7 protein-coding genes are annotated in these 14,616 nt (G+C 75.2%); 2 read left to right on the top strand and 5 right to left on the bottom strand.

The genetic code is table 11. The features are described from left to right. Nucleotides 1–63: 63 nt before the first annotated feature. Nucleotides 64–1,719 carry an ABC transporter ATP-binding protein gene (locus ABT296_RS00455; RefSeq protein WP_502977153.1) on the bottom strand — a complete coding sequence of 552 codons (1,656 nt, stop codon included), beginning with the start codon at nucleotides 1,717–1,719 and terminating at the stop codon, nucleotides 64–66. A 110-nt stretch (nucleotides 1,720–1,829) separates the two neighbouring features. After that, nucleotides 1,830–3,617 (bottom strand): ABC transporter ATP-binding protein, encoded by a 1,788-nt coding sequence (locus tag ABT296_RS00460; RefSeq protein ID WP_351922122.1) that lies wholly within the window; start codon nucleotides 3,615–3,617, stop codon nucleotides 1,830–1,832. 229 nt (nucleotides 3,618–3,846) lie between these two features. Here ABT296_RS00460 and ABT296_RS00465 point away from each other — a divergent pair, with 229 nt between their 5' ends. After that, the gene (locus tag ABT296_RS00465; RefSeq protein ID WP_351922123.1) at nucleotides 3,847–5,154 is read left to right on the top strand and encodes a serine/threonine-protein kinase; all 1,308 of its coding nucleotides are present in this window, start codon (nucleotides 3,847–3,849) and stop codon (nucleotides 5,152–5,154) included. 30 nt (nucleotides 5,155–5,184) lie between these two features. Here ABT296_RS00465 and ABT296_RS00470 read toward each other — a convergent pair whose 3' ends face one another. Further along, entirely contained in the window at nucleotides 5,185–6,405 is a 1,221-nt protein-coding gene (locus tag ABT296_RS00470) for a hypothetical protein (protein ID WP_351922124.1), read from the bottom strand. A gap of 440 nt (nucleotides 6,406–6,845) precedes the next feature. Here ABT296_RS00470 and ABT296_RS00475 point away from each other — a divergent pair, with 440 nt between their 5' ends. Then, on the top strand, nucleotides 6,846–8,396 hold the full coding sequence (locus ABT296_RS00475) for an MFS transporter (RefSeq protein ID WP_502977144.1): 1,551 nt from the start codon (nucleotides 6,846–6,848) through the stop codon (nucleotides 8,394–8,396). A gap of 659 nt (nucleotides 8,397–9,055) precedes the next feature. On the opposite strand, the gene ABT296_RS00480 is transcribed toward ABT296_RS00475, so the two are convergent. Both ABT296_RS00480 and ABT296_RS00485 read right to left on the bottom strand, forming a co-directional pair. Further along, entirely contained in the window at nucleotides 9,056–11,137 is a 2,082-nt protein-coding gene (locus tag ABT296_RS00480; RefSeq protein WP_351922125.1) for a hypothetical protein, read from the bottom strand. Beyond that, nucleotides 11,134–14,613 (bottom strand): vWA domain-containing protein, encoded by a 3,480-nt coding sequence (locus tag ABT296_RS00485; RefSeq protein ID WP_351922126.1) that lies wholly within the window; start codon nucleotides 14,611–14,613, stop codon nucleotides 11,134–11,136. The genes ABT296_RS00480 and ABT296_RS00485 overlap by 4 nt, the downstream gene beginning before the upstream one ends. Between the last annotated feature and the right edge of the window lie 3 nt (nucleotides 14,614–14,616).

The raw sequence follows: 14,616 nt of genomic DNA on the forward strand, positions 1-14,616 counted from the left end.
TTCGGTTTCCTGCGGTGCGGTGCGGTGCGATGCGGGGGACGGGTAACGCGTGGGGTCGAAGGGCTAGGAGCCGGTGTCGCGGGTGTCGGACCAGGCGGCCCAGAGCGTGGCGTAGGGACCGGCGGCGGCGCGCAGTTCGTCGTGGGTGCCGGTCTCGACGATTCGTCCGGCCTCCATGACGACGATCCGGTCGGCGGTCGCCGCCTGGCTGAGCCGGTGCGCCACGATCAGCGCCGTCCGCCCGTCGGTGGCCTGGGTGACGGCCTTCTCCAGCGCCCGCGCCCCGGCGCTGCCCGCCTCGGCGGTGGCCTCGTCGAGGATCACCAGCGGAGGATCGGCGAGGATCAGCCGGGCGAGGGCCAGCGCCTGGGTGCGGTCCCCGGTGAGCCGGTGGCCGCCGTCGCCGACGACCGTGGCGAGGCCCTCGGGCAGTGCCTCGGCCCAGGCCAGCGCGTCGACCCGGTCGAGCGCGGCCCGCAGTTCGTCGTCGGTTGCGTCGGGTTTGGCGAGCCGGAGGTCGTCGGCGAGCGGACCGGCGAAGACATGCGTCTCCTGGGTGATCAGGGCGACCGTGCGGCGGGCCGCGGCCCGGCTCAGCTCGGTCGGCGGCACGCCGTCGACGAGCACGGTTCCGGTGGTCGGCGGCTGGATGCCCGCGACGAGCCGGGCCAGGGTCGTCTTCCCGGCCCCGCTGGCGCCCACCAGTGCCACCCGCTCGCCATGACGGATCGTCAGGTCGATGTCGTGCAGCACGGGATGGCCCGGACGGTAGGCGTGCCGCAGGCCGCGCACGGTGACCTCGAAGCGGCCCGTCCCCGCCGCGGCCGTGTGCTCCGCCGGCGCCTCCTCGTCGGTCACGCCGACGAGCCGGGCCAGGCCCGCCGTCGCCGACTGGGCGTCGTCGAGGAGGACGAGAGCGGCGTTGACCGGGGTGAACAGGCTGTGGAAGTACAGGGCGGCGGCGGTCGCGGTACCGATGGACGCCGAGCCCTGGCGGACCAGCCAGTACCCGGTGAACAGCACCGCGGCCAGGCCCAGGTACTCGGCGATGTGCAGCCGGCTGTAGAAGCCCAGCACCAGCCGCACCCCGCGCATGGTCAGCGCCACCACCGACCGGGACCGCTCGGTGACCTTCTCCATGTGCTCCCGCTCCAGCCGGAACGCACGCACCGTGGAGGCACCGGCGACGGTGTCGAGAAGCTGCTGCTGCTGGGCGCCCGCGGCCACCCGCTGCTCGGCGTAGAGCGGCACCGCCCGGGCCACGTACCAGCGGGCGGTGGCCACCTGCACGGGCACCGCCAGCAGCGCCGCGAGCAGGAACCGCCAGTCGAGCAGGGCCATCGCGCCCAGGGTGAGGAAGATGGTCAGCAGCGAACGCGCCAGTTCCGGAAGGGCGTTGCGGACCGCTTCGGCGATGAGGGAGACATCGGCGGTGACCCGGGCGGTCAGATCACCGGCCCCGGCCCGCTCGACCCGGTCCAGCGGCAGGCCGAGGGCGCGTTCGACGAACCTCTCCCGCAGCCGGGCCAGCGTGGTCTCGCCCAGCCGGGAGATCAGCGACAGGCCGAACCCGGAGAGGACTCCCTGGGCGACGGCCACGGCCACCAGCAGGGCCGCGGTGGTGGTGATGGCGTCGACCGACCCGCGGTCGGCGGCCAGGTCCACGATCCGGCCCAGCAGCGGCTGGGTGAGCAGCGCGACGGCGGTGGCGCAGACCATCACGGTCACCGCGGTCAGGGCCAACCCCTTCTGCGGGCGCAGCAGTTCGGCGACGGCGGCACGGGTGCGCGCGGGTGTCGCCACGGGCAGCAGCCCGGTCCCGGACTCGCTCACGCCAGCACCGCCCCACGGTAGGTGTCGTGCCGGTGGACCAGCCGCTCATGGGCGTCGGCCGCCACGACCGAGCCCCGGTCCAGCAGGACGACCCGGTCGGTCACGGCGAGCAGGGCGGGGCTGTTGGTGACCAGCACGGTCGTCCGCCCGGCCCGCAGCTCCTTCAGACCGGCGGCCATTCGGGTCTCGGTGACCGCGTCGACCGCGGTCGTCGGCTCGTGCAGGACGAGGACCGCCGTGTCGGCGGCCAACGCCCGCGCCAGCGCGACACGTTGGCGCTGCCCGCCGGAGAGCGAGCGGCCCCGCGCGGTGACCGCGGTCCTTGTCCCGTCGGGCAGGGTGCGGACGATCTCGTCGGTGCCGGAGGCGGTGATCGCCGCTTCGACCGGCGCGTCCGGCCCCGCCGCCGCGGTCACGTTCTCCAGCAGGCTTCCCTCGAACAGGTCCGCGTCGTGCTCGGCGACGAGGAGCGCCGCCCGCAACTCGGCGAGTTCCAGCGCGGTGACGTCCGTCCCGTCGAGTTCCACGGTGCCCTCGTCGGGGTCGGCGTGCCGGGCGAGGCAGCGGAGCAGGGCGGTGGAGTCGGCGGGGTCGGTGGCGACGACGCCGACCGTCTCGCCGGGCGCGACGTCCAGGTCCACCCCACGCAACGGCCCGTACGACAGCCCGCGCAGCCGCAGCCCGCCCTCGCCGGGGACCGGAAGGGCCGCCGACGGTACGTCACCCTCCGCGCCGGCCTTCCGCGGCCGTACGGCGTGCTCGGGGTCGACGTGCTGCTGCCGTACGGCGTGCTCGGCGTCGACGTGCTGCTGTCGTACGGCGTGCGGCGAGCCGAGGACGGCCGCGATGCGCGCCGCGGACGCCCTGGCCTGTGCCAGCTCCGCGTTGACCCAGGAGAACTCGGAGAGCGGGCCGATCAGGAAGAGCGCGAGCGCGACGACGGAGACCAGCTCGCCCAGGCCGATGTCACCGCGCGCGGCGAGCCGTCCGCCGACCAGCGCCACCACGGCGAGGAACGCTCCGGTCAGCATGGTGACGACACCGCTCTGCCAGGCCTCGGCCCGCGCCGCGCGCAGCGTGGCGGTCAGCGAGTCCTGGCTGATCCCGCGGTAGCGGGCGACGGCCGCCGGTTCCGCGCCGATGCCCTTGAGCACCCGCAGCCCCGCCACCAGATCGGCCGCCACCCCCGAGGCCCGGGCGGCGCGCTCCTGCTCGGTCTCGCTCCGCCGCTCGAGAGGCTTGCTCAACAGGTGGACCAGCCACAGCAGCACAGGCGTGCCCAGCAGCACCAGCAGACCGAGCGGAACGGAGACGCGCAGCAGGACGACCGCCCCCACCGCGAGCCCCGTCGAGGCCGCCACCCCGACTACCAGCGCCATCATCACGGCGCCGACGCGTTTGGCGTCCTCGGTCGCGGTGTTGGCGAGTTCCCCGGGCAACCGGCCCTCGTCCGCGCCGCCTTCGGGGGCGAGGACCCGCTCGACCAGCTCGGTACGGAGCCGGTGCGCCGCCGTCACCGAGGCGCGCTCCCCGGCACGCGCGCCGAAGCGGAAGCTGTACGAGAGGCCGACGTAGACGAGGGCCAACACCCCCAGCCAGAACAGCAGTCCACCGATGTCGCCGTCCACCACACCGCTGTCCACGGCGAGTCCGATGACGACGGGGACGAGTGCCTCGCCCGTCTGGTGCCCCATACCCAGCAGCGCGCCGAGCGTGACGTCGCGGCGCTGGCCGCGCACCGCGCGCCGCAGGACGTTCCGTCCCGGCAGGTCCGCTTCTCTCACGCATCCTCCGGACCGGATCCACAGCGTTCATGAACCGTACTCACAACTTAGGTAAGGCTAACCAGAAGTCCTTTGTGCTGCCACCCCTTTGGCGAAGCCCGGTCACGCACTGTCGCGGGCGTGAGAGGTGACGAGCGGGGTAACCGGTGCGCTGTAGGAAGCGGAAGGACGAGCGGCCGTCGTGAGGGCCGGACGAAACCGGACCGAAGCGGGGGAAGGGCGGAGACCAGTGCTGGTCGCACAGCGGTACCGGCTCGACGAACCACTCGGACGCGGTTCCACGGCCGACGTCTGGCGGGCCACCGACCAGATCCTCGACAGGCCGGTCGCGGTGAAGCTCCTGCGTGCCGACCGGCCGGACCCGGAGGCGGCGACGGACATCGAGCGGCTGCGCAGGGAGGCCAGGACCGCCGGGCGTCTCAACGACGCCCATGTGGTCACCGTCTACGACTTCGGCTCCGACGACGGCCGGCTTCACCTGGTGATGGAACTCGTCGACGGGCACAGCCTGGCCCAGGAGCGGGCCGCGCGCGGTGCGCTGGAGCCCTGGGAGGCCGCCGGAATAGTCGCGCAGACGGCTTCCGGCCTGGCCGCCGTGCACAGCCTGGGCGTGATCCACCGGGACATCAAGCCCGCCAATGTGATGCTCGCGGCCGACCGCAGCGTGAAGATAACGGACTTCGGCATCGCCCGGCTCGCCGGCGAGGCGGCGTGCTCGCTCACCGCGACCGGTCAGATCGTCGGTTCCGCTGCCTATCTCGCTCCCGAGCGGGCCCTCGGACGCCCCGCCGAACCCGCCTCGGACGTCTACTCACTCGGCTGCGTACTGTACGAACTACTCACCGGGGGACCGCCGTTCGCCGATACCACCGCCCTGTCGGTGGTCCGTCTGCACGTCGAGGCCGCCCCGGTCCCGCCCGAACGGCGACGGCCCGGCATTCCGGTGGAGCTGAGCGACTACGCGATGCGGATGCTGGCCAAGGACCCGGCGTTGCGTCCCTCGGCCCACGAGGCGGCCCGGTGGCTTGCGGACCGCGCGCACGGGGAGGCGGTGGCACGCCCCGCGGCGCCGGCGCCCGGCCCGTGCGCGGTGCGCGACTCCGCGAAGACGTCCCCGCCGTCGTCGGCGCGGCTCAACCCGACGGAGAAGCTGTCCACGGTCACCCGGTCGCATGCCGCCCCGCGCCGGAGCGGGTCCCGGAGGGTCCTGCTCGCCGCGGCCGGGGTCGTCGTGTCCGCCGTCGTCACGACCGCCGGGGTGACGCTGTCGCCCGACGGAGGCGGCTCCGTGTCCACCCCTCCGCCCGGCACCTCCGCGCCGGCCCCGGCCGCACCCCCCGCCGCCGAGCACTCGGCGACAGACCGTCATCGGGGCGTCGGCGAACCGGCGGAGAGGGCGGCGCACCGCGAACGCAAGGCGGCCGAGGAGGAGCGCAAGCGGCAGGAGAAGGAACGGGACCGGCGGGCGGACGAGCGCGAGGACCGGGAGAAGGAGCGGCGCAAGGCGGCCGAACGGGCCGGCGACGGGGACGACTGACCCGCCCGCCGACCCGCCCGGCCCGCCGTGTCAGCAGATGGACTGACGGCTGTTCACCAGCGTGTTGTTGCGGAACGTGGTGTTGTTCCCGCACGGGTTCTCGGTGATCGCCGAGTTGGTGACGGTCAGGTTCTGCACGAGGATGTCGGAGTTGTTGGCGAACTCCGACCGGGCCGCCAGGCGGATCTCGCCGCCGCCGGTGACCGTGCCGCCCTGGGCGGCGAGGTTCACGTTGTGGCAGTTCTCGATCAGGACCGCGTTGTTGCCGGTGTTGGACAGGTAGATCCGGTCGATGACCGCGCCGCCGCTCTCGGACACGCAGAACACCCCGCGTCCGCCGCCGCGCGCGACGACCTCGCCGACCCGGATGTTGGTCGGGTACGAACTGCCGATGCGGCCGTTGCGGTTGGCCATCCGGAAGGCCGCGTAGCCCGTGCCGGTGCCCGCCCCGTCGGCGTCGACCTTGGTGACGGTGGCGTTGATGGTCTGGTTCAGCAGCAGTCCGGACTCGCCGACGTTGCGGGCGGTGACCGTGCCGACGGTGAGGCCGTCCACGCCGTAGGTCTCCACCGCGTGGCTGCTCGCGCCGGACACGTACACGTTGTCGATGCGTACGTTCCTGGTCCACTGGCTGGTGTCGCCGCGGTTGTCGATGCGCACGCCGAGCCCCTTCGACAGCCGCATGTCGATCTGGCCGAGCACCACGTTCTGGACGTTGCGCATGAAGACGCCGTACAGCGGCGCGCCGGTCACGTTGAGGTGCTGCACCTCGATGTCGCGGACCCCGCGGGCGTAGACCGGGGCCTGGTCGCCCGAGCCGGAGCCGGTGACGTTGATGGTGCCGCACACGTCGAGGATGGTGTAACTGGGCAGTGACACGCGGGAACCGGCGCTGATCGAGCCCGAACCGCGCACCACCACGCGTTCCTTGGACGTGCGGCCCGAGGTGAGGCTGCTGATGGCCGCCTGCATGGCGGCGCGCATGTCCGTGCCGGTGTACACGGCCGAACCGCCGCGGCGGGCGGTCCAGGTGCTTCCGTTGAGCACGGCCTCCGCCTGGTAGCTGCCCTCGCCGCAGGCCGCGGCGAGCTGTGGTGCCGCCGCGAGTCGCGGTGCGGCCGCGTTCGCGGGCTGGCTCACTAACGCGGCGCCGGTGAGCAGTGCGGTGGCGCAGGCGGCGGTGACGACGGCGCGCCGGTGACGGTGGGCCGGGGTGTGCGGGGCGAGGTGAACTGCGGCTCTGCGTTTCATCTCGGCTTCTCCTTGGGGGGTTGGAGGCGCCCGGGCTGCGGGGTGCGGTGCGCGGCGGTGCACGGAGGTGCGTGGTGTGGTGCGCGGCGGTTCGCGGCGGTTCGCGGTGCGTCGTGGCCGTGGCTGGGCCGGATCGTCGCGTCGCCGTTGCTGAGTGAATCATGGGGTTGAATCGATTCACTCATGGGCCCGGGGTGGCCGGGGGCGTGCGGTGCCGCGGGTGCGGGCGGGCGCCGTGGGTGCCCATCGCGGGCGGTCGCAGCAAGCGTTTTCTACGACGCGGCGTGAGTGTGTCAACAGCCCGCGCGGGCGTCAAGGGGGGCTGTAGATCAAGTGGTGACCCGAGGGGCGCGGGCGTACCGTCGACTGGTGGACCGACGGTGGACGCAGTCGTTCACCGACCCCTCGCGAGGGCCCTAGCCCCGAGAGTGCGAGAAGCCATGAGCAGCAGCCCGCAGCCCACCTCCGCGCAGACCACCGCCCAGGAGAACGGCGGTGGCCGCAAAGCGATGGCCCTGTTGGTCATCGCTTCCTGTCAGTTGATGGTGGTCCTCGACATCACCATCGTGAACATCGCGCTGCCCGACATCCAACGCTCCCTGGACTTCTCCACCACCAGCCTGTCCTGGGTGGTCAACGCCTACACGCTGACCTTCGGCGGACTGCTCCTGCTCGGCGGCCGGGCCGGCGACATCCTGGGCCGACGGCGGGTGTTCATCTTCGGTGTGCTGCTGTTCGTCCTCGCCTCGCTGCTCGGCGGGCTCGCCCAGAACGAGGCCCAACTCCTCGCCGCGCGCGCCCTCCAGGGCGTCGGCGGAGCGATCGCCTCGCCGACCTCCCTCGCCCTGATCAGCACCACCTTCCGTGAAGGCCCGGAACGCAACCGGGCCTTCGGCGTGTTCGCCGCCGTCTCGGCGGGCGGCGGCGCCATCGGACTCCTCGCCGGCGGCATGCTGGTGGAGTGGCTCAACTGGCGCTGGGTCTTCTTCGTCAACGTCCCCATCGGACTGCTCATCGCCCTCGCCACCCCGCGCTTCATCAGGGAGTCCGAACGCCACCCCGGGCACTTCGACATCACCGGCGCCCTCGCCTCCACCCTGGGCATGGTGCTCCTGGTCTACGGCTTCATCCGCGCCGCCCAGGACGGCTGGCGGGACCCGCTGACCCTGGCCTCGTTCGCCGCGGCCGTACTCTTCCTCGCGCTGTTCGTCTTCGTGGAACGGCGCTCCGCGCAGCCCATCACCCCACTGCACATGTTCGCCGACCGCAACCGCGCCGGCACCTACGGCATCATGCTCTGCCTGGCCGCCGCGATCTTCGGCATGTTCTTCTTCCTCACCCTCTTCGTGCAGAACGTGCTGGACTTCAGCCCCTTGCAGGCCGGACTCGCCTTCCTGCCGGTCAGCGCGGTCATCGCGATCGGCGCGGGGCTCGCCTCCCGCTTCCTGCCCACCTACGGACCCAAACCGTTCATGGTGGTCGGCGCGATCCTCGCGGCCATCGGGCTGAGCTGGCTGACCCTGACCGACATCCACTCCACCTACGTCGGCAGCGTCCTCGGGCCGATGCTCGTCTTCAGCCTCGGCATGGGCATGGAGTTCGTCTCACTGACGCTGATGGCCCTGTCCGACGTGCCCGTCCGGGAGACCGGCGCCGCCTCCGGACTCCTCAACGCCACCCAGCAGGTCGGCGGCTCGCTCGGCCTGTCCATCCTGGTCACGATGTACGGCACGGCCAGCACCAACGAGGCGGAGGAGCAGATCCCGCTCTTCCTGTCCCAGGCGACCCCGGTGGAACGGCTGCGCTTCGAACGCACCGGGGAACTGCCACCGCCCTTCTCCGACGAGGTCCTCACCGCGGGCGTCTCGTCGGCGTTCATCATGGCGGCGATCTTCACCGTCGCCGCGGCCCTGATCGCCATCCTCGCCATCCAGGTCCGCCCGTCCGACCTGGAGCGGTTGAAGGGCGACGGGGTGCCGGGCGGGGTTTGAGGGGTGGGGGCGCGGTGCGGGGTGCCAGCGCTGCCCGAGAGCCCGGGCCTGGTGCGAAGGTGGCCTGTGCTGTGAGGCGCCGCCGCACCGCCTCATGCACCGGGCGCCGCACGGCGGCCCGTCGGGGAGCATCCACCTCTGCGGCGGAGCCGTTGCGCAGGCCCGCACCGGCTGTCGCGTGGCCGTCCTTCGGGCCCGGATGTCGCCTCCGTGACGGGGCCGTAGTACCACCCTCACCGGCTCACGCACCGGCTGCCCGAGCGGTCGCCCCTCGGGCAGGGAACCACCCCCGCGACGGGGCCGCTGCGCCGGCCCGCACCGGCTGTGCCGTGGCCGTCCTTCGGACCCCGATGTCGCCTCCGTGAACGGAGCCGGTGCACCGGTCCCACCGGCTGCCGAGCGGTCGCCCCTCGGGGAGTGAAGCACCCCCGCGACGGAGCCGTTGCACCTGCCCCACCAACTGCCGCCCGGCCGTCCTTCGGGCACCGACGGCACCTGCGCGACGGGGCCGCTGGGCCGGCCTCCACCGGCTGTCGCGTGGCCGCCCTTCGGGCCCCGACGTCATCCCCGTGTCGGGGTCGCTGTACCGGCCTCACCGGCTCACGCACGGGCGCCGCACGACCGCCCCTCGGGCGGCGGGCCAACCCCCGCGACGGGCCCTACCCGGTCACCCCCTGTTCCGCGCCCCAGGCCGCCGCGCACAGCGAGCGGTCGACCTCCGCGACGTAGTGGGCCGAGGCCAGCCAGGCGCGGGCGAAGCGGTCGAGGTCGGCCGGGGCGAGCCGGCCGAACACGTCCCGGTCCCGGTCGGCCGCCGCCGCGTGCAGTTCGTCGAGGAGGTCTCCCGCCGTGCCGAGGCCCAGCCCGCGCAACCGTCGCCCGTCGGTCGCGCTGTCCCCGGGGAAGGCCAGGACGCGGCGGCCGCCGGAGACGGCCTGGTGGACCCGGCGCGTCAGGAGGTGCAGGGGTGCCTCGTCGGTGGACGCACGCGGTGGCGCGGCCGCCGGGCCGGTCGGCAGGTCCGCGTGCTGGAGCCGGTCCACTCCGAGGTCCAGCCGGGCGGACGGGTCGGTGGGATGGGAGGCGGCCAGCAGGAGGGCGCGGGCGTGCGGGGCGGGGGAGAGGCGGGCCACGACCCGTAGCCGGGTGCCCCGGGCCGCCGCGAGAAGCCGCAGGTTGTCGCGGTCCGGGAGCGCCGGATGGTCGTGCGCGGCGGCCAGCCGGACCGTCAGGCCGTCGCAGTCGGCCAGCAGACAGTCGCCCGCCGCCTCCCGCACCGTGCCCACCAGGGTCACGTCCAGGAAGAGCAGGCCGTGCCCTTCACCGGCCAGCGCGCGCACCGCCTGTTCGGCGGCGGGCACCGCCCACATCCGGTCCAGCGGCTCGCCGTCCCAGGCGGCGCCGGACGCGCGCACCGCCCGTACCGCCTTCCCCGCCCCCAGCCGGCCCGACGGTGACACGGTCGCCCCGGACACCGCGAGGCCCGCCCGGGACAGCTCCCGGTGGGACAGCGCCGTGTCACCGATCCGTACGGCACGGTCGGCGGCGCCCACCGCCCGGCTCGGCCCGCCCGGCGCCACGTCCGAGACCGTGTAGAGGCGGCCCTCGGCGTCGGCGGTCCAGGTGACGGCACCGGCGTATCCGGTCGCGGTCAGCACGGGTTCCGAGAACAGGCCGTACAGCCGCAGTGAGCCGTCCGGTGTGTACGGCTGCCGCACTGTGCCGCGCAGCTCGGCCAACTCCGCGCCGTCCGCGTGCGGGAGCCGGTGGGCCGAGCCGAGTACGGAGTGCAGGGCCGCGACCAGGTCGGCGAGCCGGTACGACGGATCCGCGGCGCGGGCCGCGCGCAGCGCCGTGACGACGGCGACGGCCGAGGACGCGGCCCGGGGCAGCCCGGCGAGGCGCGCGGTGTGCGCCGCACGCAGCAACTCCGCCTGCGGCACGGCTCCGGCACCGTCGGTACCCGCGTCGAGGACGGCCGCGGCCGCGGTGTGCAGAGCGCGGGCGGCGGCCCGCTGCGCGGGGGTCGCGGAGGAGTCGGCGCCTGAGCCGCCGGCGGGTTCGGAGGCGGGGGCGCGCGGACGCCGGTGACCGTCCGCAGCCTCGGCCCGGTGCCCGGACTCCGTGCCGACGGCCGCAGCCCGCCGCCTGGCCTGCGCGTCGGCCGCAGCGCCGCGCCCGGGCTCCGCATCGGCCGTCTCGATCTGCTTTCCGGGCTCGCGGCCGGTCGTCTCGCTCTCCTGCCCGGGCTCGCCGCCAGTCGAGTCCGCCGCCCCGGTCGCCCCTCCCGGGGTTGTTGCGGTGGCCCCGGCCGGGCGCCTCGTACCTCCGTCCGGTTGCACGGCACTCGGCCCCGTGTCTCCGCGGAGTTGCCCGGCCCCCGCCCCCGCACCCCCGTCGGACCCCGTCGACGCGACGGGCTCCGCGGGCTCGCTCAGTTCCATGTCCTCCATGGACGCCACCGGCGCCGCCGAGGCCACCGCCGCCCGATGCAGGCAGTCCGGGGCCAGCAGGCACCCGCAGTGGATCGCCTCCGGGGTCGTCACGACCCCGCCCGGCGCGTGCAGGGTCAGGTCCGTGTCGTCGTCCACGGCGACGCGCACCGTGTCGCCGTCCACGACGACCGGGCGCCCCGACAGTTTCGCGACACCGGAGTCCAGCCGTTTGCGCAGCCGGGGCGAGAGCGCTCCGACGAGGTCCGCGGTCACGTCCGGGGTGACCGGGGGAAGGCCCGGGCTCATGCGATCTTCTCTCCTACCCAGCGGGCGAGTTCGAGCGGACTGAGGGCGGCCACCGGCATGCCCGCGGCGACGAGCTGTCCCGCCACGCCGGTGGAGTAGCGGGGCCGGCCCGCGTCGTCGAGGCTGGCGCAGCCCAGCACATGGCAGCCCGCCCCGACCAGGGCGCGCACCTCGGCGAGCAGCCCGCCCAGCGGGTAGCCCTCCTCGAAGTCGCTGACGACCACCACGAGCGTCCGGGACGGCACGGTCACCAGTTCGCGGGCGTGCCGCAGCCCCGCCGCGATGTGCGTGCCGCCGCCGACGCTGACCTCCAGCAGCAGCGACAGCGGGTCCTCGACATGGCCGGTGAGGTCGATGACCTCGGTGGAGAAGGCGAGGAAGTGCGTGGACAGTGTCGGCACGCCGGCCAGCACCGACGCGGTGAGGGCCGCCCAGACCGTGGACGCCTCCATCGACCCCGACACATCGGTGACCAGGACGAGCCGCCAGTCCGCGGCCCGCTTGGCACGGCTCCGGAAGACCGGCCGCTCGGGGATCACCACGACCCGGCCGTCCGGGCCGCGTCGCGCGGTCGCCAGGTTGGCGCGCAGGGTGCGCGGCAGGTCCAGGCCGCCGCCGGGACGACGGCTCGGGCGGGGCAGCGCCGTGCCGTGCAGGGCGGGGCGCAGCCGTGTGGCCAGTTCCCGGGTCAGTGCCTCCACCAGCCGTGCGACCAGCGGGCGCAGTGCGGCCAGCCGGGCCTCCGGCAGCCCGCCCGCGTGCCGCAGCACCGTGCGCAGCAGGTCGACGGAGGGGCGTACACGGTCGGGATCGAGCTCGGCCAGCACGTCGGTCCGCCCCGAGGCGGCCGCCGCGGCCAGCACCTCCTCCCGGATCCCCGGCCCGAACAGGGCCGCGAGTTCCTCCGACCACTCCCGCACCCCGGGGTACGGGGCCTCCCGGCCGCCCCCGGAGCCGGGCAGGCCGCCCCGGCTGCCCTCGCCGCGCCCGGTGCCGTACAGCTCGTCCAGCGCCGTCGCCAACCCGGCCGCGGAGGGGGAGAGTTGGTCGGAGCGGCGGCCCAGCAGGAGCCGCCAGCGGTCGGCGGGGGAGAGCCGCCGGTCCGCGGGCGCGGGCGCCCGCCGGGGCTCCCCGGGAGCCGGGCCGACGGCCGGGACGGCCGCGGGCGGCGGCAGCAGGCCCCGACGCTCCAGGTCCGCGCGCGCCAGGAGGTCGGCGCGGGTCCACGCGGCGAGCGACGCGGGGGAGACACCACCGGTGTCGGTCACCTCCGCCGAGCCGTCCACCCGGTCCTCGACCGCCGTCAGCAGGCGCTCGCGAGCCGCCGGACTGAGCGTGTCGAAGCCGCCCCGCAGCGCGGGCAGCCGGTCCAGGAACGCCCGGTCGGGCAGGTCCGTCACCCGGTCGAGGAGCGGTTCCAGGGCGGCCGGCGCCGACTCCAGCAGCGGTCCGGCCGCCGTCAGTACGCCCGTGAGCCGTGCGGTGAGCGCCGCCCGGGACTCGGGGCCGGTGGCCGAGTCGACCCAGGACGCGAGCCGCCCGCCGAGCGCGGCCGGCGTCTCGTGCCCGAGCAGCACCCGTACCGCCCCGGCCGCACCGCGCATCAGCGGCGAGCCGTCGGCCGCCAGCCGGGCCAGCGCGTCGGTGAGCCGCACCCCGCCCAACAGGTCGGCTCGGTGGGCGAGTTCGAGGAGGGCGTGGGCGTCGGCGGGCTCCTCGGAGCCGGTGAGTCCGTCGACCTGGCGGACCGCGGCCGCCGTCAGCAGCCCGGCGACCGCCCCGGCCCGGGCCGTACGCTCCTCGTCGGCGCCGAGCCCGGGAATGTGGCCGGCGCCCACCCGGTCCAACAGGGCGAGACCGGCGAGGAGTTCGGGCAGGGTCCCGGAGTGCGGCAGCACCTCGGCCACGTCGTCGAGCCGTTCCTCCGCGAGCGACCCGAGCCCGCACAGGGCAGCCTCCCGCAGCCCGCTCAGCGCCTGCTCGGCCGTGCACCCGCCGGCCTCCCGCTCCAGCCGCCGCCCCTCGCGCAGCATGCCCTCGGCGGCCTGTGCGGCGGTGACGCCCCGCACCCCGGCCGCGGTCAGCATCGCCGCCGTCGCGGGGGTCCACCGCACCGTCCACCGCGAGGTGAGCGCCTCCGCGCCGCCCGCACCGGTGACCTCCTGGGCCTCCGCGTAGGGAATCCGGCACACTCTCAGCCGGTGCAACAGCAGCTCGCGCCGCCGGTCCAGATCGGAACGCAGGGGATCCAGGCGCAGATCGCGGGCCGCCCCGGCCGCCCCCGGACCCGGCAGGCCGAGCGCCGCCAACTCCTCCTCCACCGCGGGCGCGAGCCCGCTGCGGGGCGCGTCCGGCGCGGGCCGCCCGGCGCGGGTGCCGACGAGCACGCGCTCCATCGCCCGTGCCACCGCCCGCCCCCTGCCGTACGGCTCACCCTGCGTCAGCACGGTCTGCACCGCCTCGACCAGCTCACCGCGCCCCGCCGCGGGCAGCCCCCGCAGCCGGGCCAGGTCACCGGCGAGCCGGGTGATCTCCCGTGCGTCGGCGGGCCCCGACGGATGGCCGAGCGCACGCAGCTCGGCGCAGACCCGTACGGCCGCCCGGGTCAGCGCGTCCTCCAGCGCGCCCGGATCGCCGCCCGCCTCCAGGACCAGGTGCTGCCACTCCGGGTCGCGGATGCCCGCCGGGTAGCCGGACCGTTCGTCGAGCAGCGCGTAGGTGTACGGGATGAGCGAGGTCGTCCAGCCGGCCTTCTCCGCGGGCGTGCCGTCCTCCCGCGTGGGCTCGTCCGACAGCAGCGCGGGGGCGTGGAAGGCGCCGACCAGCACGGCCGCCCGCCGCCCGTCCGCGGTGGCCGACGTCAGCCGCGCCCGCATCCACCGCTCGCGGCGCAGATCCAGCTCGGGAACGCCCCCCGACCCCGCGGCGTCCTCCCGCAGCGCCCAGCCGGTGAGCAGGGCGGCGCGCCGCAGCGCCTCCGGGGAGGAGCCCGGCGCGGTGGCCTCCACCAGCCGGTCCCACAGGTCGTCCCCCGGCCGGCCGGTCAGCCGGGCCCGCAGGGCGTCGGCGAGACCGGGCCCCACCGACGGCGCCCCGGCCGTCCCGCGCCCCTCGCCCCACGCCCGGTCGGCGAGCGGCAGGTCACAGGTGAGGACCGGCACGCCCCGCCCGGCCGCCCAGCGGACCGCCGCCAGCTCCGGAGAGAAGTCGGCGAACGGATAGAACGCCGGCCCGCCGGACCCGTCCGCCGGAGCGGCCGCGAGAGCGACCGGCGCCCGGGTCTGCGGGTGCCCCAGCCACGGCAGCCACTCCTGGAGCTCCTCGGGGAGTTCCACGAGCACCACGTCCGGGGCCGCCGCCTCCAGCAGCGCCGGCACGGCCGCCGCGAGGGACGGCGCGTGATGCCGCACGCCGATCAGGTACGGCGCCGCCGGGTCGGTGAGGGCCGCGACGGCCTCGTCGGGGGAGAGGGGCACGGC

The sequence above is a fragment of the Streptomyces sp. NPDC000983 genome (assembly GCF_040299205.1).
Lineage (GTDB): Bacteria > Actinomycetota > Actinomycetes > Streptomycetales > Streptomycetaceae > Streptomyces.